Source organism: Achromobacter sp. Root565 (genome assembly GCF_001427425.1).
In the GTDB taxonomy this organism is placed as follows: domain Bacteria; phylum Pseudomonadota; class Gammaproteobacteria; order Burkholderiales; family Burkholderiaceae_B; genus Achromobacter; species Achromobacter spanius_D.
In genome coordinates, this window is sequence record NZ_LMGO01000001.1 from 1176145 (window position 1) to 1201187 (window position 25043).

The window sequence follows — 25043 nt, forward strand, 5'->3', positions numbered from 1 at the left end:
TAGATGCAGCTGACCTTGGACGGGATAGCTTTGCGGGCCGGCTCGCAGATGCACCTGTATCCCATGAGCCTGGCCCCGGTTCCGGGCGCCATGACCGTCCTGCTGGGGGCCACCCTGGCCGGCAAGACCTCATTGATGCGCATCATGGCCGGGCTGGACCGGCCCTCCGAAGGCCGCGTGCTGGCCGATGGCGCCGACGTCACCGGCGTGCCGGTCCGCCAGCGCAACGTGGCGATGGTCTACCAGCAGTTCATCAACTATCCGTCCATGTCGGTCTACGACAACATCGCCTCGCCGCTCAAGCTGCGCGGCGAGCGCGACACGCGTGAAAAGGTCCACGCCATGGCGGCGCGGCTGCACATCGACCATCTGCTGGAGCGCTATCCGTCCGAGCTGTCGGGCGGGCAGCAGCAGCGGGTGGCGCTGGCGCGGGCGCTGGTCAAGGATGCCCCCCTGATCCTCCTGGACGAGCCGCTGGTCAATCTGGACTACAAGCTGCGCGAGGAGTTGCGCGACGAACTGTCGGAATTGTTCGCGCTGGGGCGCTCGACCGTGGTCTACGCCACCACCGAACCGGGCGAGGCGCTGTTGTTGGGCGGCCACACCGCCGTGCTCGACGCAGGCGAACTGCTGCAATACGGTCCCACGGCCGAGGTCTTTCACCGCCCCAATTCGATCCGCGTGGCGCGCGCCTTCAGCGACCCGCCCATGAACCTGTTCGCCGCCCGGCGTCACAACGGCGGTTTTGTGCTGCAAGGCGATGTGGCGGTGGATCGCGCGCTGCCGGCGGGCGGGGATGCCGAGATCACGGCCGGCCTGCGCGCCGGCGCGCTGGATGTGGAATCGCGGCCCGGCCATGTCGAGCTGCCCGGCCGGGTCAAGCTGGCCGAGATCTCCGGATCCGACACCTTCGTGCACGCCGAGACGGCCGCAGGCGACGTGGTCGCCCAATTGCCCGGCGTGCACCGCTACACGCTGGACGAGCACGTGCGGCTGTATTTCGACCCCGCGCAGACCTACGCCTTTGGCCCGGACGGCGCGCTGCTCGCGGCGCCCCGGCAGCCGGCGGGGGCGGGGGAGGTGGCCTGATGGCGCAGATCGAGCTGGACCTGTCCCATTCGTACGTCGCCCACCCCAAGTCCGACGACGACTACGCGCTTTTGCCGTTGCAGTTCACCTTCCGCGACGGCGGGGCCTATGCCCTGCTCGGGCCTTCGGGCTGCGGCAAGACCACGCTGCTCAATTGTGTGTCGGGCCTCTTGCGGCCGTCGCATGGACGCATCCTGTTCGACGGGCAGGACGTCACCGACAAGACCCCGCAGGCGCGCAACATCGCCCAGGTGTTCCAGTTTCCGGTGGTGTACGACACCATGACGGTCGCCGAGAATCTGGCGTTTCCGCTGCGCAACCGGGGCGTGCCGCCCGAGCGCATCCGCGAGCGCGTGGGCCGCATCGCCGAAATGCTGGAGATGTCCGGTGTACTCGATCGCCGGGCCAGCGGGCTGACGGCCGATGCCAAGCAGAAGATCTCGCTGGGCCGCGGCCTGGTGCGCAGCGACGTGTCCGCGATTCTCTTTGACGAGCCGCTTACCGTGATCGACCCGCAGCTCAAGTGGGAGCTGCGCCGCAAGCTCAAGGAAATCCATCACGAGTTCAAGCTCACGCTGATCTACGTAACCCATGACCAGACCGAGGCGCTGACCTTTGCCGACCAGGTCATGGTCATGGCGCGCGGCCGTGCCGTGCAGGTGGGCAGCGCCGACGACCTGTTCGAGCGGCCCGCGCATACCTTCGTGGGCCATTTCATCGGGTCGCCGGGCATGAACTTTCTGCCGGCCCAATGGCGCGATGGCGCGCTGAGGGTGGGCCAGCACCGGCTGGACGGCGTACCGGTCGAGCTGGCCGCCAAGCTGGAAGGCGCCGGTCCCGTCAAAGTGGGCGTGCGTCCCGAATACCTGCGGGTTGCCGATGCCGGCGCAGCCGGCGCCGTGCCCATGCGCGTGGAACGCGTGCAGGATGTGGGCACCTACACGCTGCTGGTGGCTGATTTTGAAGGCACGCCGGTGCGCGCCCGCCTGGGCAGCAACGTCGTGGCCGGGGGCAAGGACGCCACGGTGTGGCTGACCGTGCTCAATCCCCACACCTGCTTCTACCGCGACGAGGAGCTGATCCGATGAAACCCACCGATCACCGGGCCTGGTTCCTGGTCATGCCTGTCGTGCTGTGCGTGGCGTTCTCGGCCATCCTGCCGCTGATGACCATCGTCAATTATTCGGTGCAGGACATCATCTCGCCCGAGCGCCGCGTCTTTGTCGGCACGGAGTGGTTTGCCGCCGCGCTGCAGGACGATGAGCTGCACGGCGCGCTGTTCCGGCAGATCGGGTTTTCGTTTGCGGTGCTGCTTATCCAGATCCCGCTGGGCATCCTGCTCGCGCTGTCGATGCCGGCCAGCGGCTGGCGCGCGTCGGCCGTGCTGGTCATCATCGCGCTGTCGCTGCTGATTCCGTGGAACGTCGTGGGCACCATCTGGCAGGTGTTCGGCCGCACCGACATCGGCCTGCTCGGCGCCACGCTGTCCTGGCTGGGCGTGGACTACAACTACACGGGCAACGACTTCGATGCCTGGGTCACCGTACTGGTCATGGACGTGTGGCATTGGACGCCGCTGGTCGCGCTGCTTTGCTACGCGGGGCTGCGCGCCATCCCGGATGCGTACTACCAGGCCGCGCGGATCGACGGCGCTTCGCGCTTTGCCGTGTTCCGGTACATCCAGCTGCCCAAGATGCGCGGCGTGCTGATGATCGCGGTGCTGCTGCGGTTCATGGACAGCTTCATGATCTACACCGAGCCGTTCGTGCTGACTGGCGGCGGCCCCGGCAACGCCACCACCTTCCTGTCGCAGTACCTGACGCAGAAGGCGGTCGGGCAGTTCGACCTGGGGCCGGCCGCGGCGTTTTCGATCATCTACTTCCTGATCATCCTGCTCTTGTGCTTCATTCTCTACAACTGGATGCTGCGCGCGGGCACCACGGGCGGTTTCGACGAGGAGCGGGGCAATGCGTGAGAAAACCACCTGGTGGCGCGCCGCCTTCCTGACGTTGTACCTGGTGTTCGCCATCCTGCCGCTGTACTGGATGCTGAACATGTCATTCAAGTCGAACACCGAGATCGTCAGCACGCTGACGCTCTGGCCGCGCGACTTCACGTTCGAGCACTACCGCACCATCTTCACCGATCCGGCCTGGTATTCCGGCTACATCAATTCGCTGATCTACGTCGTCATCAACACGGTCGTGTCGCTGGCCGTGGCGCTGCCCGCCGCCTACGCGTTCTCGCGCTACCGCTTCATCGGCGACAAGCACGTGTTCTTCTGGCTGCTCACCAACCGCATGACGCCACCCGCCGTGTTCCTGCTGCCGTTCTTCCAGCTCTACAGCTCGTTCGGCCTGATGGACACGCACCTGGCGGTGGCGCTGGCCCACCTGGTGTTCAACGTGCCGCTGGCGGTGTGGATCCTGGAAGGCTTCATGTCCGGCGTGCCGCGCGAGATCGACGAGACCGCCTATGTGGATGGTTACTCGTTCCCGCGCTTCTTCCTGACGATCTTCCTGCCGCTCATCAAGTCGGGCGTGGGCGTGGCGGCGTTCTTCTGCTTCATGTTCAGCTGGGTCGAGCTGCTGCTGGCGCGCACGCTGACGTCGGTGAACGCCAAGCCCATCGTCGCGACCATGACGCGGACGGTGTCGGCCTCGGGCATGGATTGGGGCGTGCTGGCGGCCGCGGGTGTGCTGACCATCGTGCCGGGCGGCATCGTCATCTGGTTCGTGCGGCACTACATCGCGAAGGGCTTCGCGATGGGCCGCGTGTAGGGATCGGGATAAGGGAGGGCGTGCCCATGTTCAGCTGGATGGTGTGGACCACTCCGGTCGCCGTGTTCTTCAGCTGCATCGTGCTGATGCTGGCGGGCATGACGATCTGGGAACTGAAGTCGCCCACGCAGGAGCGCAAGGGGTTTCTGCCCCTGCGCACCACGCGCGGCGACCGGCTGTTCATCGGTCTCATGGCCGCGGCGTGGCTCAACCTGGCGTTTCTGGGGTTTGGCCAGAAGGCGGTCGAGTGGTTTTCGCTGGATCAGCCGCCATCGGTTTGGATCAGCTTCGTGCTGTCCATGCTGCTGCTGGCGTTCATCATGAAAAAAGGGTGAGAGAAGGGCGCCAGACCCTTCGTTGGTTTCGGGCAGTCAGGAAAAGGACTATCGGCCAGCGTCTTCCCCGGCCAGCGGTCCGCAGCACGATAGGGGAAGACTTATCGAGGAGACAGGTCATGAAATTGCGCATGCACGCCATGGCGGCCGCTATCGCCCTGATCGGAACGTCAGGGGCTTGGGCCGGCGAGCCGGAGGCAAAGAAGTGGGTCGATTCGGAGTTCCAGCCTTCGTCGCTGTCCAAGGAACAGCAGATGGCCGAAATGAAATGGTTCATCGACGCCGCGGCCAAGCTCAAGGCCAAGGGCGTCAATGAAGTCAGCGTAGTGTCCGAGACCATCACCACGCACGAGTACGAGTCCAAGGTGCTGGCCAAGGCCTTTGCCGAAATCACCGGCATCAAGGTCAATCACGACCTCATCCAGGAAGGCGACGTCGTCGAGAAGCTGCAGACGTCCATGCAGTCCGGCAAGTCCATCTACGACGGCTGGATCTCCGATTCCGACCTGATCGGCACCCACTACCGTTACGGCGCCATCCTGCCGTTGTCCGACTACATGGCAGGCGCCGGCAAGGATTGGACCAATCCCAACCTGGATCTGAAGGACTTCATCGGCACCAAGTTCACCACGGCGCCCGACGGCAAGCTCTATCAGCTGCCTGACCAGCAGTTCGCCAACGTGTACTGGTTCCGCGCAGACTGGTTTGCGCGGCCGGACCTGAAGGAAAAATTCAAGGCCAAGTACGGCTATGACCTGGGCGTGCCCACCAACTGGTCGGCGTACGAAGACATCGCCACGTTCTTCTCGAACGACGTCAAGGAGATCGATGGCAAGCGCGTCTACGGCCACATGGACTACGGCAAGAAGGACCCGTCGCTCGGCTGGCGTTTCACCGATGCGTGGCTGTCGATGGCGGGCGCGGCCGACAAGGGACTGCCCAACGGCATGCCGGTCGACGAATGGGGGATCCGCGTGGCCGACGACAAGTGCACGCCGGTCGGCGCGTCGGTGTCGCGTGGCGGCGCCACGAACAGCCCGGCCGCCGTGTACGCGCTGACCAAGTACATCGACTGGATGAAGAAGTTTGCGCCGCAGCAGGCCATGGGCATGACCTTCTCGGAAGCGGGACCCGTGCCCGCGCAGGGCCAGATCGCCCAGCAGATCTTCTGGTACACGGCCTTCACCGCCGACATGACCAAGAAGGGGCTGCCGGTCGTGAACGACGACGGCACGCCGAAGTGGCGCATGGCGCCGTCGCCTTACGGCCCGTACTGGAAGGACGGCATGCAGAACGGCTACCAGGACGTAGGCTCGTGGACCTTCTTCAAGTCCACCAACCCCGACAAGATGGCGGCGGCTTGGCTGTATGCGCAGTTCGTCACGTCCAAGTCGGTGTCGCTCAAGAAATCCATCACCGGCCTGACCTTCATCCGGGACAGCGACATCAACAGTGAGTTCTTCACCAAGAACGCGGCCAACTACGGCGGTCTGATCGAGTTCTACCGCAGTCCGGCACGCGTCGCGTGGACGCCCACCGGCACCAACGTGCCGGACTATCCGAAGCTGGCGCAATTGTGGTGGAAGAACGTCGCCACTGCCGTCACCGGCGAAAAGACCCCGCAGGCGGCCATGGACAACCTGGCCAACGAAATGGATCAGGTGATGGCGCGGCTTGAACGGGCGGGCATGGCGCAGTGCGCGCCCAAGCTCAACCCCAAGAGCGATCCGAGCAAGTGGCTGTCGGACCAGCACGCGCCGTGGAAGAAGCTGGCCAATGAAAAGCCCAAGGGAGAGACGATTCCCTATGATCAGCTGCTGTCGGCGTGGAAGGCGGGGAAGGTGCGGTAAGCGCTTTCCGTCCGGTCCGTGCATGAACGCCACAGGCTGCCTGTGGCGTTCTTTTTTGGCTTGCGTGCCCAGGCAAACCGGATGGCCGGGCGTGTCACAATCTCGCCAGCCGCGCGGCGCGCGCCCTTGAATCTTCCGCATTCCGTCCTGCATGCCCCTTGCCAAGCTTGTCCCATCCCTGGTGTGCGCCGTGCTGGCGCTCTCCGCCGGTGCGGCGCACGCCGCCGGCTTCCAGCGCCTGAACCTGCCCATGGACCAGAACGGCCCCGGCCTGCAAGGCGCGGTCTGGACGCCGTGCGCCGAGCCCGCGGGCGAGATCAAGGTGGGCCGCATCGCCATTCAAGGGGTGCAGGGCTGCAAGTTGCCGGACGGGCGCTACCCGCTCATCGTCATGTCGCATGGCTCGGCGGGCTCGTATCTCAGCCACCACGACACCGCCGCCGCGCTGGCCGACGCAGGCTTCGTGGTTGCCGCGATCAACCACGTGGGCGACAACGCGCAGGACAAATCGCGGCAGGGCTATCTGTCGATTTTTTCGACCCGGCCCCGCGAAATGCGCCGGCTGATCGACTACATGACGGGCGTGTGGCCGAACAAGGCCAGCCTTGATGCCGAAAAGATCGGCTTCTTCGGTTTTTCGCGCGGGGGGTATACGGGCCTGGTGCTGGCTGGCGCGGCACCGGATCTGGCTGCGGGGCTGGCGATCTGTGCCGACCAGCCGTCGCTGCCGATGTGCCGCGACATCGCAGCCGGGAAGGTGCCGCAGCAACCATATCCGGCGGACGCGCGCATCAAGGCGGCGGTCATTGCCGATCCGCTCAATGTCTTTTCGGGAGACGCGCTCAAGCGCGTCACGCTGCCCATTCAGCTGTGGGCGTCGGAGCGGGGCGGTGAGGGCGTCAGCCCGGCCAGCGTCGAGGCGGTGCGCCAAGGGTTGGGCGCCGCGCCGGATTACCAGATGGCCGCTGGCGCTGGCCATTACGTGTTTCTGGCGCCGTGCTCGGCCGAGCAGGCCGAGGCGCTACCCGGCATCTGCCGCGACGAGGCGGGCGTTGACCGCAGCGCACTCCATCAAGCGTTGAACGCTCGCGTGACGGCGTTCTTCAAGGCGCGGCTGCAATAGCCGCGCGCCCGATCAGTGAATGACGCGTGCAGCCCGGCGCGCATGCTTGATTTCATACATGCGCGCATCGGCCAGCCGCACGGCGGCCTCCGCGTCCAGGCCGGCGGGATCCAGCGCCACCACGCCCGTGCTGGCCCCTTCATAGGCAATGGTGGTGTCGCCCAGCTTGTATCGCCCCATCGTGGCGGCCAGGATGCGCGCTTCCATCGCGCGCGCGGCTTCTTCGGCCTCGGCCTGCGGCGTCACGCCGCCCCCGTCCGACCGCTTGCGGGTCAGCTCGGGGCCGGGCCCGATCAGGACAAATTCGTCGCCGCCCACGCGTCCCACCATGTCCGACCCCCGCAGCGCTGCCGCGATGCGCCGCGACGTTTCCTGCAGGAAGGTGTCGCCCGCCTGGTGGCCGTACGTGTCGTTGATGCTCTTGAATCCATCCAGGTCGATGACACCGACCAGCACGGTGGCCTGTTCGCGCACGGCCCGCGCCAGCAGACGGTCCAGCGCCTCGAAAAGCGCGCGGCGGTTGGGCAGGCCCGTCAGCATGTCGGTCAGCGCATAGGACATCAGTCTGACGTTGGCGGCGTGCAGCTCTTCGACCAGCATTTCGCGCTCGATGAAGCTGGCGATCACGCTGGAAAACAGTTTCAGCACGGCTTCGGCCTGCGGGTTGATCTCGTGGCGCCGGGCGCTGGCCGCGCACAGGGTGCCGTACAGGGCGCCGTCATCGGCGCGGACGGGCGCACTGACGTAGGTCTGTATGCCAAGCTGCCGGGCCGCGTCCGAGTCGGGCCAGCACTGCGAGACGTCGCTGGTGCACATGCGGCCTTCGTCCAGTGCGCGCTTGCACAGCGTGTCATCCCAGGGCACGGACAGGCCTTCCGGAATCTGCAGTTGCCCCACGTTGCGCGCGTAGCGCACGTGCTGCAGATCGGCCTTCAGGTCGATCGAGGTCAGGTAAGTGGATTCAAGTCCGGTGACGGCGCCCAGCATGTCCAGCAGCGGGCGGGTCAGTTGCTCGACCGACTTGGCGGCGGGCAGGGTCGTCGAAAGTTCGGCGAGGATGGGATCCAGCACGGCTGCTCCTGGATGCATGGTCGGATGAACTTGCGGCCCGTGCTCCATGCCGGAGACCGGGCCGCCAATCTCGCCATTATGCACGGCCTTGGGTCCAGGCTGAAGACCGCTTATGCCATCACCAGCGACCGGTGCGCACACACGCCCGCCATGACGCCCGATGCGCTGGCAAGCGTGGCGTTGGACATCGGCGTGGACGCGTCTCCCGCCGCGAACACGCCGGGCACCGTGGTCTGCTTGATTTCGTCCACCCGGATGACGGGGCCCAGCGGCCCTTCGTCGAACGCGCACCCCAGCTGTTCGGCAAGCGGACTGGCCATGTGCGCCCGGCTGGCGACGAACAGTGCACGCAGCGGCAGCTCGCGGCCATCGGCCAGCACCACGCCGTCTAGCGCAGGCGCTTCGCCCAGCAGCGCGACCACGGGCGTGCGCTCCACGTGGACACCGCGCGCGGCAAGATGCCGGGCTTCGTCGGGCGTCGGTTCGAACTGCCCCTGCGTGAAATACGTGGTCGGGCCCCAGTCGGGCAGCATCATGGCCTGATGGGCCGACATCGGATGCGCGGCCAGCACGCCCAGCGGATTGCCAGCCACTTCATAGCCATGGCAATACGGGCAGTGCAGCACGGTCTGGCCCCACCGTGCCTCGAGGCCGGGCAGCGGCGGCAATTCGTCGCGCATGCCGGTGGCCAGGATCAGGCGCGCGCCGCGCACCTGCTGGCCGCTGGTCATCACGACGTCGAATCCGCCGTCCTGCGGCAGGGCCTGAATGGCTTCGCCGTCCAGAAACGCAACGGTCGGATAGCGGGCAAGTTGCGCACGCGCGGCGGCCACGATCTCGTGCGGCGGCACGCCGTCCTGGCCTAGGAACCCGTGCGCGTGGGCCGCATAGCGGTTGCGGGGCCGCGCCGCATCCACCAGCAAAACCTGCCGGCGGGCGCGCGCCAGTTGCATTGCGGCGGAAAGGCCGGCAAAGCTGCCGCCGATGATGATGACGTCGTAGTGCATGGGAACGATCCTCTCGCAGGGTTTCGATACTTGATAAGTTGCATGATAGGGGTGCAAGCGTTCTTATGCAACTTATGTTGTTGCGGTCTTCGCGATTGCGACGGGGAATGCCGCTTGCTGGAACATGCCCCGCCGGGAGCCGGGTTGCGCCGGTCCCCCGGGCGGGACTACCCTGAATTCCTCTACACCGGCAGCCGTCCACACGCGCCGGCCGCCAAGGAGACTGGCATGCAGCACACGACTGACCTGAACGGCCGCGTGGCCGTGGTGACTGGCGCGTCTTCAGGCATCGGACGCGCCACCGCGATCGGCCTGGCCGATGCGGGGGCGCGGGTGGTGGTGAACCACCGGGCGGGCGGGGACTCGCAGGCCCGGGGCGCGGCGGTGGTCGAAACGATCCAGCGCAGCGGCGGCACGGCGGTCGCAGCCGCCGCTGACATCAGCCGGGAAGCCGACGTCGACCATCTGTTCGAGCAGGCCGTGCAGCACTTCGGCCGGGTGGACATCCTGGTCAACAACGCGGGCGTCGAGCACCCGTCGCCCATCGCCGACATGACCCTTGCCGATTGGCAGCGGGTCATCGACGTGAACCTGACCGGCCATTTCCTGTGCGCGCGGGCGGCCGCCCGGGCTTTCAAGTCGCAACTCCCGGGCCCGGACCGCCAGAACCGTTCCGTGGGCAACATCCTCTTCATCAGCTCGGTGCACGAAGTCATCCCGTGGGCGTTCCAGGTGAACTACGCGGCGTCCAAGGGCGGAATTTCGCTGCTGATGAAATCGCTGGCGCAGGAGCTGGCGCCCGACCGCATCCGCGTCAACTCCATCGCGCCCGGCGCCATCCGCACCGCGATCAACCAGCCGGCGTGGGACACGCCGCAGGCGCTGGCCAAGCTGCTGGAACTCATCCCGTACGGCCGGATCGGCGAGCCCGAGGACATCGCCCAGGCGGCCGTGTGGCTGGCAAGCGATGCATCCGACTACGTCACCGGCACCACGCTCTTCGTGGACGGCGGCATGACGCTTTACCCCGAATTCCGCGGCGCGGGCTGAGGCCGGCATGTCCAAACCCCTGGAAGACTACGGACTCATCGGCAACATGCTGTCCGCCGCGCTGGTGGCGCGCGACGGCTCGATCGACTGGCTGTGCCTGCCGCATTTCGATTCGCCCGCATGCTTTGCCGCCTTGCTGGGCGACCAGCGTCACGGGCGCTGGCTGATCGCGCCGCACGGCAAGATCAAGGCTACGTCGCGCCGCTACGTGCCCGATACGGCGGTGCTGGAGACCCGCTTCGAGACCCGCACGGGGTCGGTGCTGGTGTACGACTTCATGCCGCTCAGTGATGACGACGAGCGCGTGGACGTGGTGCGCATCGTGCGCGGCGAGTCCGGCCACGTGCAGATGGACATGGAGCTCATCCTGCGCTTCAACTACGGCCAGAGCGTGCCGTGGGTGCGCCGGCGCGATTACGGACTGAACGCCATTGCGGGCCCGGACGCGGTCGAGCTGCATACGCCCATCGAGCTCGAAGGTCACGACATGAAGACCACGGCGCGGTTTTCGCTGCATCCGGGCCGCGTCGTGCCGTTCACGCTGTCCTATCACCGCTCGCACCGCACGCCCCGGTTCGTGCCGGACCGCGTCGAAAGCATGGACCGCACCGTCTCGTGGTGGCAGGAATGGGCCAAGCGCTGCCATTGGGATGGGCCGGGCGACGGCCGCCGCGATGCGGTGGTGCGCTCGCTGATCACGCTGAAACTGCTGACCTTCCAGCCCACCGGCGGGATCATTGCCGCGCCGACAACATCGCTGCCCGAAGCGCTGGGCGGCAGCCGCAATTGGGACTACCGCCATTGCTGGCTGCGCGACTCGGCGCTGACGCTGTACGCCTTGCTCAACGCCGGCTATCGCGAAGAGGCCGAGGCGTGGCGCCAATGGCTGCTGCGCGCGGTGGCCGGTCACCCCGATCAGTTGCAGATCATGTATGGCATTGCCGGCGATCGCTGGCTGCCCGAGCTGGAGATTCCCTGGCTGCCCGGCTACGAGGACAGCCAGCCGGTGCGCCGGGGCAATGGCGCGGCGGGACAAAGCCAGCTCGACATCTACGGCGAACTCATCGATACGCTCTACGCCGCGCGCGTCGCGGACCTGGCGCCGCTGGCCGAAGCCTGGCGCTTGCAGAACGTGCTGCTCAAGCCGCTGGAGCAGCGCTGGCGTGAACTGGACCACGGCATCTGGGAGGTCCGGGGCGAACGGCGCGCCTTCACGCATTCGCGGGTGATGTGCTGGGTGGCGTTCGACCGGGCGGTCAAGGCGTGCGAACGCTGGGGCTTGAAGGGTCCGGTGGATGCCTGGCGCCGGCTGCGCGAACGCATCCATAAGGACATCTGCGAGCACGGCTACGACCGCACCCGCGGCTGCTTCGTGCAGAGTTACGGATCGACGGCGCTGGACGCGAGCCTGCTGCTGATTCCGCAGGTGGGCTTTCTGCCGGCAAGCGACCCCCGCGTGGCGGGCACCGTGCACGCGATCGAACGCGAACTCATGCACGGCGGCCTGCTGCGCCGCTATTCGGTCGAGGACACCGACGACGGCCTTGAGGGCGAGGAGGGCGTCTTCCTGGCCTGCAGTTTCTGGCTGGCGGACGCCTACGTGATGCAGGGCCGGCTGGGCGATGCGGAGCGGCTTTTCGACCGCCTGCTGTCCCTGCGCAATGACCTGGGGCTGCTGGCGGAAGAGTACGACGTTGTGCGGCGCCGGCTGGTCGGCAACTTCCCGCAGGGATTCTCGCATATCGGCCTGGTCAACACGGCCTATAACCTGAGCCGCGCCATGGGGCCGGCGCAGCAGCGCGCCGAGCAGGACGCGCCACGGGCGTAGCGGGACGCGCCCCGGCCGGGGGGCGCGGGTGTATTCTCGCAATCACACGGCGCCGCCCGCCCGGCGCCGGTCATGCACATCACATAAAACGCGCGCCGCGGCTCGCCCGCCGGTGCGCCGCACCAGGAGAGACAACCATGCTTTTGACCGACGAACAGCAAAGCGTCCAGGAGATGGCGCGCCGGTTTGCGCAGGAGCGCCTGGCGCCCAACGCCGAACGCTGGGATCGCGAACACCACTATCCCGCCGACGCCATCGCCGAGATGGCGCAGCTCGGCTTCTTCGGCATGCTGGTGCCGGAGGCCTGGGACGGCAACGACAGCGGCTATATCTCGTACGCGGTGGCGCTGGAAGAAATCGCCGCGGGCAGCGGCGCCTGCTCCACCATCATGAGCGTGCACAACTCGGTGGGCTGCATGCCCATCCTGAAGTTCGGCAACGACGACCAGAAGGCGCAGTTCCTGCGTCCGCTGGCGCGCGGCGAGCATATCGGCGCATTCGCGCTGACCGAACCGCAGGCCGGCTCCGACGCCAGCAGCCTGCACACGCGCGCGCGGCGCGACGGCGACGACTACATCCTCAATGGCGCCAAGCAGTTCATCACGTCCGGCCGTAACGGACAGACGGTCATCGTGTTCGCGGTCACCGACCCCGACGCAGGCAAGCGCGGCATCTCGGCGTTCATCGTCCCCACCGACACGCCGGGGTACAAGGTGCTGCGCGTGGAAGACAAGCTCGGCCAGCACGCGTCCGACACCTGCCAGATTGCGTTCGAGGACATGCGCATTCCGGCCGCCTGGCGGCTGGGCGAAGAGGGCGAGGGCTACAAGATCGCCTTGTCCAATCTGGAAGGCGGGCGCATCGGCATCGCGTCGCAGTCGGTGGGCATGGCGCGGGCGGCCTTCGAATGCGCGCGGGACTACGCCCGCGACCGCCAAGCCTTCGGCAAAGCGATCATCGAACACCAGGCCGTGTCGTTCCGGCTGGCGGACATGGCGACGCAGATCCACGCCGCCCGCCAGATGGTGCTGCACGCCGCAGCCTTGCGCGAAGCCGGCCGGCCCGCGCTGACCGAGGCGTCCATGGCCAAGCTGTTTGCGTCCGAGATGGCCGAAAAGGTCTGTTCGGCGGCGATCCAGACGCTGGGCGGCTACGGCTACCTGAAGGACTTTCCGGTCGAGCGCATCTACCGGGACGTGCGCGTCTGCCAGATCTACGAAGGCACCAGCGACATCCAGCGCCTGGTGATCGCCCGCAATCTGTAGCCGGGTCGCGCAGCGGCTCGCTATTTGCGGGCCGCTGCGGCCGCGCGGCGCACGCCGGCCCGGCGGCGTGCCCACACGGTGTAGACGACGAGGTTCCCCACGATCAGCAACGCCGCCAGCAGCATCTGCGTGGTCCGGGTGATGCCCTCGGGATAGATGATGCCCAGCACGTAGTGCTCGATGAAGCCGCCCGCGTAGCCTTCTTGCCCCGCGCGTTCGCGCAATGACACTTCAAGCGGCGTCAGCGGACAGATCCAGCCCATGCCGATCACCATCGCCCCCCACGCCAACGCCGGCAGATGCCAGAACGCCATGCGCGGTTTCCACAGCGTCAGCAGGCCGCCAAACACCACGAACGCGACAAACAGGCCATGTACGACCAGCACGAGGTCGGCAAGGATGCGATAGGTCATCTTTGAAATTCGTCAATAGCAGGGTCGCCGCAAATCGGCGGGAGGTGCATTAAAGCGCATGCGTGCATGCGGCGTGCGTGGCATTGGCAACAAGGCAAGACGCCTGATGACCGAATAGAATGCGGGCGTGTTCAATCCAAGATACTTCCGGAACCCACGCCATGCACGCTTCGATCATCGCCGCCATCCAGGACGCAGAGGAACGGCTGCGCCAGGCCATGCTGTCCTCGGACATCGCCGCGCTGGAAGCGCTGCTGGATCCGGACCTGCTGTTCGTCAATCACATGGGCTGGACGGTCACGCGGGAGGATGACCTGGATGCGCACCGCGGCGGGCTGCTGAAAATCCACGCGCTGGACCTGTCCGATCAGTGCATCCTGCCGCGCGCCGATTGCGCGGTAGTGTCGGTGCTGGCCCGCATCGCGGGCAGCTACAACGGCGTGCCGGCCAACGGCACGTTCCGCTTCATGCGAACCTGGACGCCCGATGCGGCGTCGGGTTCCGCGTCCGGCGCGTGGCGCGTCATCGCGGCCAGTTCGGTGATGGTGGTCTGAAACGGCCCGGCGGGCTTCAGACTTTCAGGTCGCGCAGCAGCTTGGTCAGTTCCGGGGCGGTCATCAGGGAGACGCCCTGCGCCTTGGCATATTGCAAGGCGTTGTCGGACACGTCGCCCAGCGCGATATAGATGGCTTCTCGGGCGCCGCGCTTCTCGCGCACGGTCTGCAGTTCGCGCAACGGTTCCACGCCGTGTCTTGCCGCCTTCCAGCGCTTGGCGCTGACGATAGCCACGTGGCCGTCCTTGCTTAGCGCGAAATCGGCGCCGGGCGTCTGCAGGCGCTCGACCTCACAGCCATCGCGCCGGAAACCGGCTTCGACGGTCTTTGAGAAGTCCGCCCACGACATGGCGGCAACGGTTTCGGCCACCGCCTGCACACGGGCGCCGGACGGGGCGCGCAACTGCTTGTAGGCCGCCATGATGGAAATCACGGCGAATGGCACCGCGGCAAAGACACCCATTGCGGCATACTCCAGCGGCAGCGCGGCAAAGCCGCCGGCGCTGAGCAGCACGGCCACGCCGGCGCTCATCCACCAGGGCGAGCGCAGCAGCACGGCGAAGATGGAGTTCTGGGACATCTTGAATTTCATGGCAGCTCGCGGCGTGGGGGGATCAACAGGAAATCAGGCGCTCTCGCCGTCGTCGTCGGGGGCGCCGGCAAAGGCGCGAACCACGATGCGCACGCCGCCGCAGGTCACGATCTGGCCATCGCGGATCTTGGCCGTCTTGCGCGTTTCCACCACGCCGCCGACGCGGACCTGACCGTCGGCCACCAGCATCTTGCCGGCGCCGCCGCTGTCCACGACGCCGGTCGCTTTCAGCAGCTGGTTGATTTCAATGTAGGGGCTGCCTTCGGCAAGCGTGAATTCGATGATGGACATGAGGCGTGGGTCAGGGATTCGGGGTCAGGCGGGGCCGTTGCCGGGGGTGCGCGGAGGGACCGGATTAGCCGGGTTGCCGGCAGCGGCGGGCTGGTCTGCGGACGGGGCGGCGGACTGGGCCGCGGGTTGGGCGACGGGCTGGGTCACCGGCTGGGCCACGGGCGTATCCGCGGACGCGTCGGGGCTGGCGGCGGGCATGGGGCGGATGCCGCCGGTTTCAGCCCGCGCCATCCAGGCGATCAGCGACGAGCGCATGGCTTCCTCGACCGACATCTGGATGGGCTGCACCCATTCCTGCGGCACAAATACCGTATAGCCGCCAATCATGTAGCCCATCGGCAGGTAGACCGCGACGCGATCGCCCTGCGTAAACCCTTCGGGCAGGCCATCGGTGCCGCGGCGCGTCACCAGGCCCACCAGCTCCAGTTGCTGGCCGGGGATGCGCAGAACAACGACCTGCTGCGCCGTGTTCTTCGAACTGGGCGAAAAGTAATCCGCAAAGCTCTTGAGCGACGAATAGATGCTCTTGACCACCGGCAGGTTGGTGAAGGGCATCTCGACCAGCGTCAGAAAACGCTGCACGCGCTGCTTGGACACGAGGTAGCCGATGGCCAGAATGCCCAGGATGCCCAGCGCCAGACCCATGCCCGGCACGTAAAAGCCACCGATGAAGGGGCGCAGGAAAGTGAGCGCCACGCCCTCCGTCCAGGCCAGAAAGAGGTACAGCAGGTAGATCGTCAGCGCCAGCGGCAGGACGGTGATCAGGCCGCGGAAGAAGTATTTATAGAGACGGGTCATAGGCAAACGCAAAAATTAGGGTCGGACGAGCACATCGGCTCGCCGGGGAGGGCCGCAGCATAGCAGCCGTCGACGGGTTTTCCGGTAACAAGGCGGGCGCCGGCCAGGGGCCGGGCTGGGCGCATCCCTTCTTTTAGTGTGAACAGGCGCTAGCGGTCCACCGGCAGAAAGAGCGTCTCCTTGATCTCCTCCATCACGATATAGCTGTGAGATTCGGCGGACGCGGGCAGCCGCTTGAGGATCTCGCCCAGAAGACGGCGGTATTCATTCATTTCGGTCAGGCGTGCCTTGACCAGATAGTCGAATTCGCCCGACACCAGGTGGCATTCCATGACCTCGGGCACGTACAGCAGTTCCTGCTTGACCTTGTCGAAGACGTCGCCCGACTTGGCCGATAGCTTGATCTCCAGAAAGACCAGCAGATTCTTGCCGAGCGCCGCCGGGTTGACGCGCGCATGGTAACCCGTGATGACGCCCTCGCGCTCCATGCGCTTGATGCGGTCGGAGCAGGGGGTGGCCGACAGGCTCACGCGCTCGGCCAGTTCCGTGACCGAAATCCGGCCTTCGCGCTGCAAGATATCGAGGATTTTGAGGTCAATTCGGTCAAGGTCGCGCATTTCACTTTCGCCGGTCGAAAAACAAGGGTGGTCCGAGAAAAACCACTGCCGAAGCAAAATCTTCAGTGCTTTTCACTGCCAGAGGGGTCATAGACTACCGAAATTCCTAGTCAAAACCAAATACCGGAAAGAATCATGCATGTGATCGTCCTTGGCAGCGGCGTCATCGGCACCACTACCGCCTATTACCTGGCCCGGCAGGGCGCCAAAGTGACCGTGCTGGACCGCCAGCCCGCCGCGGCGCAGGAGACCAGCTACGCCAATGCCGGGCAGGTGTCGCCGGGCTATTCCACGCCCTGGGCCGCGCCCGGCATTCCGCTCAAGGCGATCAAATGGCTGTTCCAAAAGCATGCGCCCCTGGCAATCCGCCTGGACGGCAGCCTGTTCCAGCTCAAATGGATGGCCGCCATGCTGGCCAACTGTTCGGCCGACCGCTACGCCGTCAACAAGGAACGCATGCTCCGCCTGTCCGAGTACAGCCGTGACTGCCTGCGTGAACTGCGCGCCTCCACGGGCATTCACTACGAAGAACGCACCCGCGGCACGCTGCAGTTGTTCCGCACGGAAGCCCAGATGGAAGCCGCGCGCCGCGACATCGCCGTGCTCGAAGAGGTGGGCGTTCCCTACGAACTTCTCGATCGCCACCGCCTTGTGACGGCCGAGCCCGCGCTGGCCAATTCGGCGCACAAACTCGCCGGCGGCCTGCGCCTGCCCAACGATGAAACCGGCGACTGCCAGCTATTCACCCGCCGGCTGGCCGACATGGCGGCCGAGCTGGGCGTTGAATTCCGCTTCGGAGAAAGCGTCACGGGTCTGAACACCGCCGGCGGCCAGATCACGGGCGTGCGCGTCGGTAACGAAGTCCTCACGGCCGACCGCTATGTGGCCGCCTTCGGCAGCTACACCCGCGCTTTCCTCGAACCGCTTGGACTGGACCTGCCGGTGTACCCGGTCAAGGGCTATTCCCTGACCATCCCCATGAAGGACGAGGCCGCCGCGCCGGTGTCGACGGTGCTGGACGAAACCTACAAGGTCGCCGTCACGCGCTTTGACCAGCGGATCCGCGTGGGCGGCATGGCCGAACTCTCCGGCTTCGACCTGCGCCTGAAGGACGCGCGCCGCAAGACGCTGGAACTGGTGGTCAACGATCTGTTCCCCGGCAGCGGTCACGTGGCCCAGGCCGAGTTCTGGACGGGCCTGCGTCCCATGACCCCGGATAGCACGCCGGTCGTCGGCGCCACGCGCTACAACAACCTCTACCTGAACACCGGCCACGGCACGCTGGGCTGGACCATGGCTTGCGGGTCCGGCAAGCTGGTCGCGGATCTCGTCATGGGTCAGCGCCCCGCCATCAGCACCGACGGGCTCGGACTCTCGCGCTACGACCGCAGCGCCGCGTCCCGCCAGCGACTCGTGCTGGATGGCAAGGGCGCCTGAGTTGATCATGAACTGCGCCTGATCCCGCGTACGCGCCGCCAGCGGCGCACCCTCGACGGGCCGCCTCGATGCGGCCCGTGTCTTTTTTTGCGTGCGCTGAATTGAGCACGGTGCCGGCAAAACGGCACGTTGCTTTATGCCAAAATCGCCGCATGACCCATTTCCTGCACACTGCCGACTGGCAGATCGGCCGACAGTACGGCCAGTTTGAAACCGACGATGCCGCCATGCTGGCCGAGGCCCGTTTCGAGGTCGTCGCCCGCATTGCCACCCTGGCCGCAGAACGGCGCGTGGACGCCGTGCTGGTCGCCGGAGACGTCTTCGACACGCAGGCCGTATCGGATCGCAGTATCCGCCGCCTCTTCGCCGCCATGGCCGGCTACACCGGTCCCTGGGTAATGATCGCGGGCAATCACGACGCGGCGCTTGCCGACAGCGTCTGGAGCCGCGCCATGCAGTTGGGCTGCATTCCGGCCAATGTGCGCGTGCCGCTCACCACGGGCGTGGTGGACCTGCCGGATGCCAACCTCGCCGTGCTCGCCGCGCCGCTCACGCAGCGCCATACCTACGACGACGTCACCCAGGCTTTCGACACGCTGGAGTCGCCAGCCGGGCGCATTCGCGTGGGCCTCGCCCACGGCAGCGTTGCCGGCCGCCTGCCCGACACAATCGACGCCACCAATCCCATCGCGCCCGACCGCGCCGACCGTGCCAGCCTGGATTATCTGGCGCTGGGCGATTGGCACGGCTGCCTGTCCATCGACGCGCGCACCTGGTATGCCGGCACGCCGGAGCAGGACCGCTTTCGCGGCAACGAACCCGGCTTCGTGCTCGACGTTCGCATCGATGCCCCGGGCGCCGCACCCGCGGTCGAACGCATTGCCACCGGCAAGTACCGCTGGTCCGCCTGGACCGAAACGCTAAGCCTGCCCACCGATGCCCAGGCGCTGGGCGAACGCATGGCGGCGTTGCGGGCCGACGACGTCCTGCGCCTGGACGTGCAGGGCCACGTCAACCTCGAAACCTGGGATGCGCTGCAAAAGGCGGTGGCCGAGGCCGCTGCGCAGGTGCGCGCCTTGCTGCCCGACTTGTCCGGCGTGCGCCTGGAACCCGACGAAGCCGACTTGGCCGAACTGCGGGCCAGCGGCTACGTGGGCGAGGTCGCCGCGCAATTGCAGGCGCTGCAGGCGGACGAAGACCAGTCCGCCGTGGCCAGCGAGGCCCTACGCCTGCTGCTGCGGTTCCAGCGCGAAACCGCCACGCCGGGAGCCGCCAAATGAAGATCTCCCGCATTGCCCTCGAAGAATTCCGCAAGTTCCGCCAGCCGCTGTCGCTGGACGGGCTGCAAGACGGCCTGAACCTCTTTGTCGGCCCCAACGAGGCCGGCAAGAGCACGGTCGCGGCCGCCATCCGGGCCGCCTTCCTTGAACGCTACAGCACCAGCAAGGTCGCCGATCTGGCGCCGCGCGGCGAATCGGGCGCGCGGCCCACCGTTGAAGTGGCGTTCACGCACGCCGATCACGCCTACGTGCTGAAAAAGCAGTTCCTGTCCAAAGCCCGCTGCGAACTCGTGGTGGATGACGGCGCGCAGCGGCTGGACGGCGAAGAAGCCGAAAATGCGCTAGCCGTCTTGCTGGGCTTCGAGCTTCCCGGGCGCGGCCAGAGCAAACCTGACCTGGCCGGTGTGCCGGGCCTGCTATGGATCCGCCAGGGCGACGGCCAGAACCTGCACGAAGCCGCCAGCTATGCCGGCTCGCATCTGCGCGATGCGCTGACGCAGCTCTCCGGCGAGCTGGCGTCCGGAGACGGCGACCGTCTGTTTGACCGCGTATCGGCCGAGCGTGCCGCGCTGCTGGACGCCCGCAACGGCCGCCCCAAGGGCAGCTACAAGGACGCCGAGGACGCGCTCGCGCGCGCCATCACCGAGCGCGACGACTGCGGGCAGGCCATGGCGCAACTCAACGCCGACGTCGACCGCCTGGCCGAATTGCGGCGCGATCACGAACGCGCGCAGGCCGCGCAGCCCTGGAAAGATTTCGAGGCCAAGGCCGTCCAGGCCCGCGCGCGCCTTGCCGCCCTGGCCAAGGAACGTGAAGCCTTCGACGGACTGCAACGCGAGCAGGCGCAGGCCGCGCAAACCCTCGCACTGCTGCAGGACCAGGTCCGGCGCGATCAACAAGACGAAGCCGATTACCAATCGCTGCTGCGCGATGCGCGCGCGGCGCACGCCCACGTGCAGGCCATGCAGGAACCGCTGGCGCGCGCGCTGCAGCAGCGGCAATCGCATGCCGCCGCGGTCGAGGCCGCGCGCCGGCGCGTGGCACGCCTTCAAGTGCTGGCCGACCGGCGCGACCTGGACCGGCAATTGGCCCAGCTCACGCCCGAAATCGAACGCCTGGACGGCGCCCTGGTCGCGGCCACCCACCTGATCCAGCAAGGATCGGCGTTGCGGACCGAGGCCGTCCAACTCGAGATCTCCGATGCCGAGATCGAAGCACTGCGCAAGGCCGGCCGCGAACTCGGGAACCTGCAGTTGCAGCAACAGGCGGTCGCCACGCGCTTGCGCTATCGGCTTGATGCCGGCGCGCAGGCGCTGCTGGACGGCAAGGCCGTCAGCGGCGCGGGCGAAGTCCTGCTGACGGCTGCCGCCGACCTTGATCTGCCCGGTGTGGGCCGCCTGCAGATCGAGCCGGGCGGCCAAGACCTGCCGGCCCTGCAGCGCGAACTGGCGCGCGCGGCGTCTGCGAGCGCCGCGTTGCTTAAGCGAGCGGGCGTCGACACGCTGGCCGACGCGGAGCAGCGTCACGCGCGCTACACCGCGTTGCAGCGCGAACTCGAGGGCATGCGCAAGACGCTTACCATTCACGCGCCTCGCGGCGTGGATGCGCTGCGCACCCAGCGCGACGAGGCGCTGGCGCGGCTGGCGCAGTTGCAGGAACGGCTTGCCAACCTGCCGCATGCGCACGCAGCCGAAGACGGCCTCCAGGTTGCTGACGCCAACGCCGACGGTGGCTCCGGCATCGACGTCGACGTCGACACAAACGACGACGGCCTGCCCGACGCCATCCAGGCGCTGCGCGAGGCCGAAGCCGTCGCGGCGCAGGCGGAAAAGGCCGTTGCCGACGCGCAGCGCGCGCTGGATGCAGACACGGCGCGTGCCCAGTTGCTGGAAGGGCAGGCGGCCGCCCGGGGCGCCGAGTTGCAATCCGACGAACGCACGGCTCAACGCCACGCCCGCGCCGGCCGCCTTGCCGAAGTGCGCAGCGCCCACGACCAACTCGAACTGCGCGTGCGCGAGGCGCGCGCCTCGCTGGCCGAACACCGGCCCGAACTCGCCGAACAGGACGTGCAGCGGTTTGAAAAATCCGCCGCCATCGAACGCGACGCCCAACACAAGCGGCACGGCGACATCCTGCAATTGCAGGGCAAGCTGGACCAGGCCGGTGCGCAAGGCCTGGGCGAACGCCTGTCGGAAGCGCAGGCAGCCTGCGAGCGCCTTGAACGGCGCCGCGACGAATTCGCGCGGCGCGCCGCCGCACTGGACCTCCTGCAAAAGCTGCTGGCCGACAAACGCGCCGCCGCCACGCAACGCCTGCAAGCGCCGCTCGCCCGCCGGCTCAACCACTATCTGGCGCTGCTCTTTCCCGACGCCGCGCTGCGCCTGGACGATGCGCTGCTGCCCACGGCGCTGCGGCGGGGCGACGGCGAAGACGCGCTGGACGCCCTCAGCTTCGGCACGCGCGAGCAGTTGGGCATCCTGGCGCGCTTTGCTTACGCCGATCTGCTGCGCGAGGCCGGCCGGCCCACCTTGCTGCTGTTGGACGATGCGCTCGTCCACACCGACGACGCTCGGCGCGACTTCATGAAGCGTGCACTGTTCGACGCCGCGACACGGCATCAGATCCTGATGTTCACGTGCCACGGCGAGGCATGGCGCGACATGGGGGTGGAACAGCGCAGGATTGGTTAACTGCCGGGCTTCACTGGCGCGATTGCTCGTCACATGCAGCCTGACTGCCCGCATGCGGTAGCAGGCCGCCCTCAGCCGCGCTGGCCGTCAGCGCGACCGTCGCGGTCGGCCGCGCCAATATCCATCCACCCGCTCCACGGCTGGCCCGAAACCCCATCGTCGGCGCCCGCTGCACCCTCCGACCCCGCCCAATACCCGCTTACCAGTTGCGCGGGCCGCGTCTGAGCGATCACCCGCGCGCACAGATCCCACGCGTCCAGGCGCACGCTCAGTCCGGCGTAGACGCCGTGTCCCGCGCCCGCCTCGATGACGCCGGCCGCCTGCGCGCCTTCGCCCGCCCGGATCGCGCCCTCGGCGCGAATGTCCTCACCGGCAATCAAGCCCCACCCGCAGGCGAGATGCTCGCCCGACTGAATGGACCCGCCCGCCTGGATGCCGCAGCCGGCATTGATTTCCTGGTCCGCGCGCACGCCGCCGCCTGCCTTGATGCCTTGCCCGCATTTGATGGCGCCCTGCGTGCTGATGTCCTGGCCGGCATGCAGGTGGCCCGTCACGGCCAGGTCCTGTCCGGCGCAGATGTCCCACCTGGCGCGCACATTGCCGGCGCAATCCAGGCGCGTCGCAATCTCGATGCCCCAGTCGGCCGCGACGTCGCCGCCGGCGCGCAGGTTGCCGCCGCTGGCGATGTTGCCGCCGGCGGTGATGTTTTCACCCGCCACGATCGACTCGCCGGCGCGGATGCCGCCGCCCGTAATGAGGCTGCGGCCCGCGCGCACCACCGTGTCCACGTTGATGCCCATGCGGACTTCCAACGTTCCGGCAAACACGATGGCAGTGGCATCCAGCGTATCCAACCGCAGCACCGCGTCGGTCGGGCCGAACTGATCCAGCAGCCAGCAGGCGTCGCCGACGCGGCCGTCGGCGACCAGGGCATCGAGCACGGCCTGGTAGTCCCCCTGTCCGTTGTGATCGCGGAGGAACCATTTGTAGCCGCCCGCGCAGGGGTTCTTGGCTTTGACGAATTTCTTGGTGAGTTGCATGGCGCTGAATCGAAAGTGCGGTGCGTGGCCGCCGCGCAAGCCGGAAATGGCGTGCGAGCGGCGAAATGGAGACGAGCGCCCGCCACGCGGCAGTGCGCCCGCCGACCGGTTTCAGGCTGCGGGACGCGCGGATGTGCGCAGGCAGCCGGCAACGGGCCGGAGCAAAAAATCAGAAAGGGGAAGGGCGGGCGATTAGCCGGGCTTGGACCGCGCGTAAGCGGAACGCGCGGCGACCTCCTGCGAACTCAACAGCGTTGAGCGCAGGGCGCAGAGAGCGCAGGTGACGCAGGGAAGGGAGGATATGTCGGATTGCACGGGCCAGATGCTACCACCCGGACAATTGCCGTCAAGCGGGGACGGATGCAACCAAGGACGCCAACCGCCGGCTGGCGTCCTTGAGGCAAGCTGCGGTCAGTTCGTCAGAACGATGTTGCGGTCCTTGGCGATGCGCTGGCGCAGTTCAAGTTCGCGCTTGATCTGCGCGGCGTACTCGGCCGGCGTGTTGCCGTCCACGATCGATCCGCCGTCGGCCAGGCGCTGGGCGATCTTCGGATCCTTCAAAGCCTTGACCGCGGCGGCGTGCACGCGGTCAACGACGGCTTGCGGCGTGCCGGCCGGCGCCACCAGGCCGTACCACGCCATGTTGTCCATGTCGGGCAGACCACCCTCGGCGAACGTCGGCACGTCCGGCAGGGCGGGCAGGCGCTTGGGCGCCGCCACGGCCAGGGCGCGCAGCTTGCCGGCCTGGATGTGCGGCATGGACGAGGGCAGGTTGTCGAACTGCACGTTCACCTGGCCCGCGATCACGTCGTTCAGTGCCGGACCCGATCCGCGGTAGGGCACGTGAACCATGTCGGTCTTGGTCAGCGACTTGAAGAGCTCACCGTCCAGATGGCTGATACCGCCCGCGCCCGACGACGCATAGCTGTACTTGCCGGGGTTGTTCTTCAGCAGGGTAATGAACTCGGCCAGCGTCTTGGCGGGCACGCTGGGGTTGACCGTCATGACATTGGGCACGTTCACCATGTTGGTGATGGGCGTAAAGTCCTTGAGCGGGTTGTACGGGTTCTTGGGATTCGTGGCCGGATTGGTGGCCATGGTGCTGACCGTGGCCACGCCCAGCGTGTAACCGTCGTTGGCAGAGCGCACCAGGGCATCGGCGCCGATCGAGCCGCCGCCGCCGGCGCGGTTTTCCACGACCACAGGCTGGCCGAGTTCACGGCCCAGGCCCTCGGCCACGACGCGCGCAACGATATCGGTGGTGCCGCCGGCCGCAAACGGGACGATCAGGCGGATGGGTTTATTGGGGTAGGGGTCTGCGGCCTGGGCAGCGGAGGTCAGGCAGGCGCCGGCGATGGCGGCGGCCAGGACGGCCTTGGCATGTGACAACACGTTCAAGAGTCTTCTCCATATTGTTGTTCCGAGCTGGCCATCTTGCCGGGCCAGCTTCGGTGAGGCGCGCATTGCCGGGGTGTCGCAAGCCAACGCCTCGTGGCCGCATTCCACACAGGTATGTCCCCATGGTCAACTCGGGATTGTCCCTGCCATGAGAAATCGCAAAATTTCTAGTGCGCCCAAGAAAAGCCCGAAGATGACAGAAGTTACAGGAAAAAATCAGTCTGACAGGCAGTTGAACACAAATTGAGAAGCTTTCGGTGCGCAATCGCTGCGCAGTCATCTTGCTGTCATTAGCTGGGTACGTACATAAATTCCTGCATAACTTACAAGAATCTGATATTTTTCGGATGAGATTCTTGCCCGGTCTTGCAAGAAAGCTATTGCGTTTGTTTCTGTCTGCGCCGTTCAATTGGCGTTGGTTGATGTCCCCACGGGGCAACGTGTAGTGCAGCGACGCACCGGGCCAAGGGTTCCGTCCGTTTTTCAATCCCCGGTCTGTTTCGTCTCTCGCTGCATCGCGCTGGCGGGAGGGGGC

23 protein-coding genes are annotated in these 25043 nt (G+C 66.8%); 14 read left to right on the top strand and 9 right to left on the bottom strand.

The annotated features are described in order from the left end of the window. Positions 1-3 precede the first annotated feature (3 nt). From ASD71_RS05290 to ASD71_RS05320, 7 genes are all read left to right on the top strand, one after another. On the top strand, positions 4-1089 hold the full coding sequence (locus ASD71_RS05290) for an ABC transporter ATP-binding protein (protein WP_056560708.1): 1086 nt from the start codon (positions 4-6) through the stop codon (positions 1087-1089). Next, the gene (locus tag ASD71_RS05295) at positions 1089-2177 is read left to right on the top strand and encodes an ABC transporter ATP-binding protein (RefSeq protein ID WP_056560711.1); all 1089 of its coding nucleotides are present in this window, start codon (positions 1089-1091) and stop codon (positions 2175-2177) included. The genes ASD71_RS05290 and ASD71_RS05295 overlap by 1 nt, the downstream gene beginning before the upstream one ends. After that, complete coding sequence (locus ASD71_RS05300; RefSeq protein ID WP_056560714.1) at positions 2174-3064, top strand: carbohydrate ABC transporter permease; 891 nt, start codon at positions 2174-2176, stop codon at positions 3062-3064. The genes ASD71_RS05295 and ASD71_RS05300 overlap by 4 nt, the downstream gene beginning before the upstream one ends. Further along, the gene (locus ASD71_RS05305) at positions 3057-3869 is read left to right on the top strand and encodes a carbohydrate ABC transporter permease (protein ID WP_056560717.1); all 813 of its coding nucleotides are present in this window, start codon (positions 3057-3059) and stop codon (positions 3867-3869) included. The genes ASD71_RS05300 and ASD71_RS05305 overlap by 8 nt, the downstream gene beginning before the upstream one ends. Positions 3870-3895: 26 nt before the next feature. Further along, a complete protein-coding gene (locus ASD71_RS05310) occupies positions 3896-4204 on the top strand; it encodes a DUF2160 domain-containing protein (RefSeq protein WP_056560720.1) in 309 nt (102 codons plus the stop codon). A gap of 119 nt (positions 4205-4323) precedes the next feature. Beyond that, a complete protein-coding gene (locus tag ASD71_RS05315) occupies positions 4324-6054 on the top strand; it encodes an ABC transporter substrate-binding protein (RefSeq protein ID WP_056560723.1) in 1731 nt (576 codons plus the stop codon). A gap of 151 nt (positions 6055-6205) precedes the next feature. Beyond that, entirely contained in the window at positions 6206-7177 is a 972-nt protein-coding gene (locus ASD71_RS05320) for an alpha/beta fold hydrolase (RefSeq protein WP_056560726.1), read from the top strand. 12 nt (positions 7178-7189) lie between these two features. Here ASD71_RS05320 and ASD71_RS05325 read toward each other — a convergent pair whose 3' ends face one another. Both ASD71_RS05325 and ASD71_RS05330 read right to left on the bottom strand, forming a co-directional pair. Further along, positions 7190-8245, bottom strand: a complete 1056-nt coding sequence (locus tag ASD71_RS05325; protein WP_235512170.1) for a sensor domain-containing diguanylate cyclase — start codon at positions 8243-8245, stop codon at positions 7190-7192. A gap of 113 nt (positions 8246-8358) precedes the next feature. Beyond that, positions 8359-9255 (bottom strand): NAD(P)/FAD-dependent oxidoreductase, encoded by an 897-nt coding sequence (locus tag ASD71_RS05330; RefSeq protein ID WP_056560732.1) that lies wholly within the window; start codon positions 9253-9255, stop codon positions 8359-8361. Positions 9256-9483: 228 nt separating this feature from the next. On the opposite strand from ASD71_RS05330, the gene ASD71_RS05335 reads away from it, so the two are divergent. The 3 genes from ASD71_RS05335 to ASD71_RS05345 all read left to right on the top strand — a co-directional run bounded on the left by ASD71_RS05335 (position 9484) and on the right by ASD71_RS05345 (position 13398). Then, the gene (locus tag ASD71_RS05335; RefSeq protein ID WP_056560736.1) at positions 9484-10305 is read left to right on the top strand and encodes a glucose 1-dehydrogenase; all 822 of its coding nucleotides are present in this window, start codon (positions 9484-9486) and stop codon (positions 10303-10305) included. Between the two features lie 7 nt (positions 10306-10312). Then, positions 10313-12133, top strand: coding sequence for a glycoside hydrolase family 15 protein (locus tag ASD71_RS05340; RefSeq protein ID WP_056560739.1), 1821 nt, complete (start codon positions 10313-10315; stop codon positions 12131-12133). Positions 12134-12270: 137 nt separating this feature from the next. After that, positions 12271-13398, top strand: coding sequence for an acyl-CoA dehydrogenase family protein (locus tag ASD71_RS05345; protein ID WP_056560742.1), 1128 nt, complete (start codon positions 12271-12273; stop codon positions 13396-13398). Between the two features lie 20 nt (positions 13399-13418). Here the strand turns inward: ASD71_RS05345 and ASD71_RS05350 are convergent, their stop codons facing one another. Beyond that, positions 13419-13811: a DUF2784 domain-containing protein gene (locus ASD71_RS05350; RefSeq protein ID WP_056560746.1), complete on the bottom strand. Its 393-nt coding sequence runs from the start codon at positions 13809-13811 to the stop codon at positions 13419-13421. A 161-nt stretch (positions 13812-13972) separates the two neighbouring features. On the opposite strand from ASD71_RS05350, the gene ASD71_RS05355 reads away from it, so the two are divergent. Beyond that, complete coding sequence (locus ASD71_RS05355) at positions 13973-14365, top strand: nuclear transport factor 2 family protein (RefSeq protein ID WP_056560749.1); 393 nt, start codon at positions 13973-13975, stop codon at positions 14363-14365. Between the two features lie 16 nt (positions 14366-14381). Here ASD71_RS05355 and ASD71_RS05360 read toward each other — a convergent pair whose 3' ends face one another. The 4 genes from ASD71_RS05360 to ASD71_RS05375 form a co-directional block, all read right to left on the bottom strand. Then, on the bottom strand, positions 14382-14957 hold the full coding sequence (locus ASD71_RS05360; RefSeq protein ID WP_056560752.1) for a restriction endonuclease: 576 nt from the start codon (positions 14955-14957) through the stop codon (positions 14382-14384). Between the two features lie 33 nt (positions 14958-14990). Further along, positions 14991-15248, bottom strand: a complete 258-nt coding sequence (locus ASD71_RS05365; protein WP_056560755.1) for an RNA-binding S4 domain-containing protein — start codon at positions 15246-15248, stop codon at positions 14991-14993. Positions 15249-15272: 24 nt separating this feature from the next. After that, on the bottom strand, positions 15273-16046 hold the full coding sequence (locus ASD71_RS05370; RefSeq protein ID WP_056560757.1) for a DUF502 domain-containing protein: 774 nt from the start codon (positions 16044-16046) through the stop codon (positions 15273-15275). 149 nt (positions 16047-16195) lie between these two features. Continuing rightward, entirely contained in the window at positions 16196-16663 is a 468-nt protein-coding gene (locus ASD71_RS05375) for a winged helix-turn-helix transcriptional regulator (RefSeq protein WP_056560760.1), read from the bottom strand. A gap of 135 nt (positions 16664-16798) precedes the next feature. Here ASD71_RS05375 and ASD71_RS05380 point away from each other — a divergent pair, with 135 nt between their 5' ends. The 3 genes from ASD71_RS05380 (at position 16799) to ASD71_RS05390 (ending at position 22070) form a co-directional block, all read left to right on the top strand. Then, positions 16799-18100 (top strand): D-amino acid dehydrogenase, encoded by a 1302-nt coding sequence (locus tag ASD71_RS05380; protein WP_056560762.1) that lies wholly within the window; start codon positions 16799-16801, stop codon positions 18098-18100. A 152-nt stretch (positions 18101-18252) separates the two neighbouring features. Then, the gene (locus tag ASD71_RS05385; RefSeq protein WP_056560764.1) at positions 18253-19380 is read left to right on the top strand and encodes a DNA repair exonuclease; all 1128 of its coding nucleotides are present in this window, start codon (positions 18253-18255) and stop codon (positions 19378-19380) included. Then, the gene (locus ASD71_RS05390; protein ID WP_056560766.1) at positions 19377-22070 is read left to right on the top strand and encodes an AAA family ATPase; all 2694 of its coding nucleotides are present in this window, start codon (positions 19377-19379) and stop codon (positions 22068-22070) included. Before ASD71_RS05385 ends, ASD71_RS05390 begins: the two co-directional genes overlap by 4 nt. Positions 22071-22141: 71 nt before the next feature. Here the strand turns inward: ASD71_RS05390 and ASD71_RS05395 are convergent, their stop codons facing one another. Both ASD71_RS05395 and ASD71_RS05400 read right to left on the bottom strand, forming a co-directional pair. Further along, complete coding sequence (locus ASD71_RS05395; protein WP_235512026.1) at positions 22142-23110, bottom strand: FapA family protein; 969 nt, start codon at positions 23108-23110, stop codon at positions 22142-22144. Between the two features lie 411 nt (positions 23111-23521). Further along, on the bottom strand, positions 23522-24508 hold the full coding sequence (locus ASD71_RS05400) for a tripartite tricarboxylate transporter substrate binding protein (protein ID WP_056560769.1): 987 nt from the start codon (positions 24506-24508) through the stop codon (positions 23522-23524). Between the last annotated feature and the right edge of the window lie 535 nt (positions 24509-25043).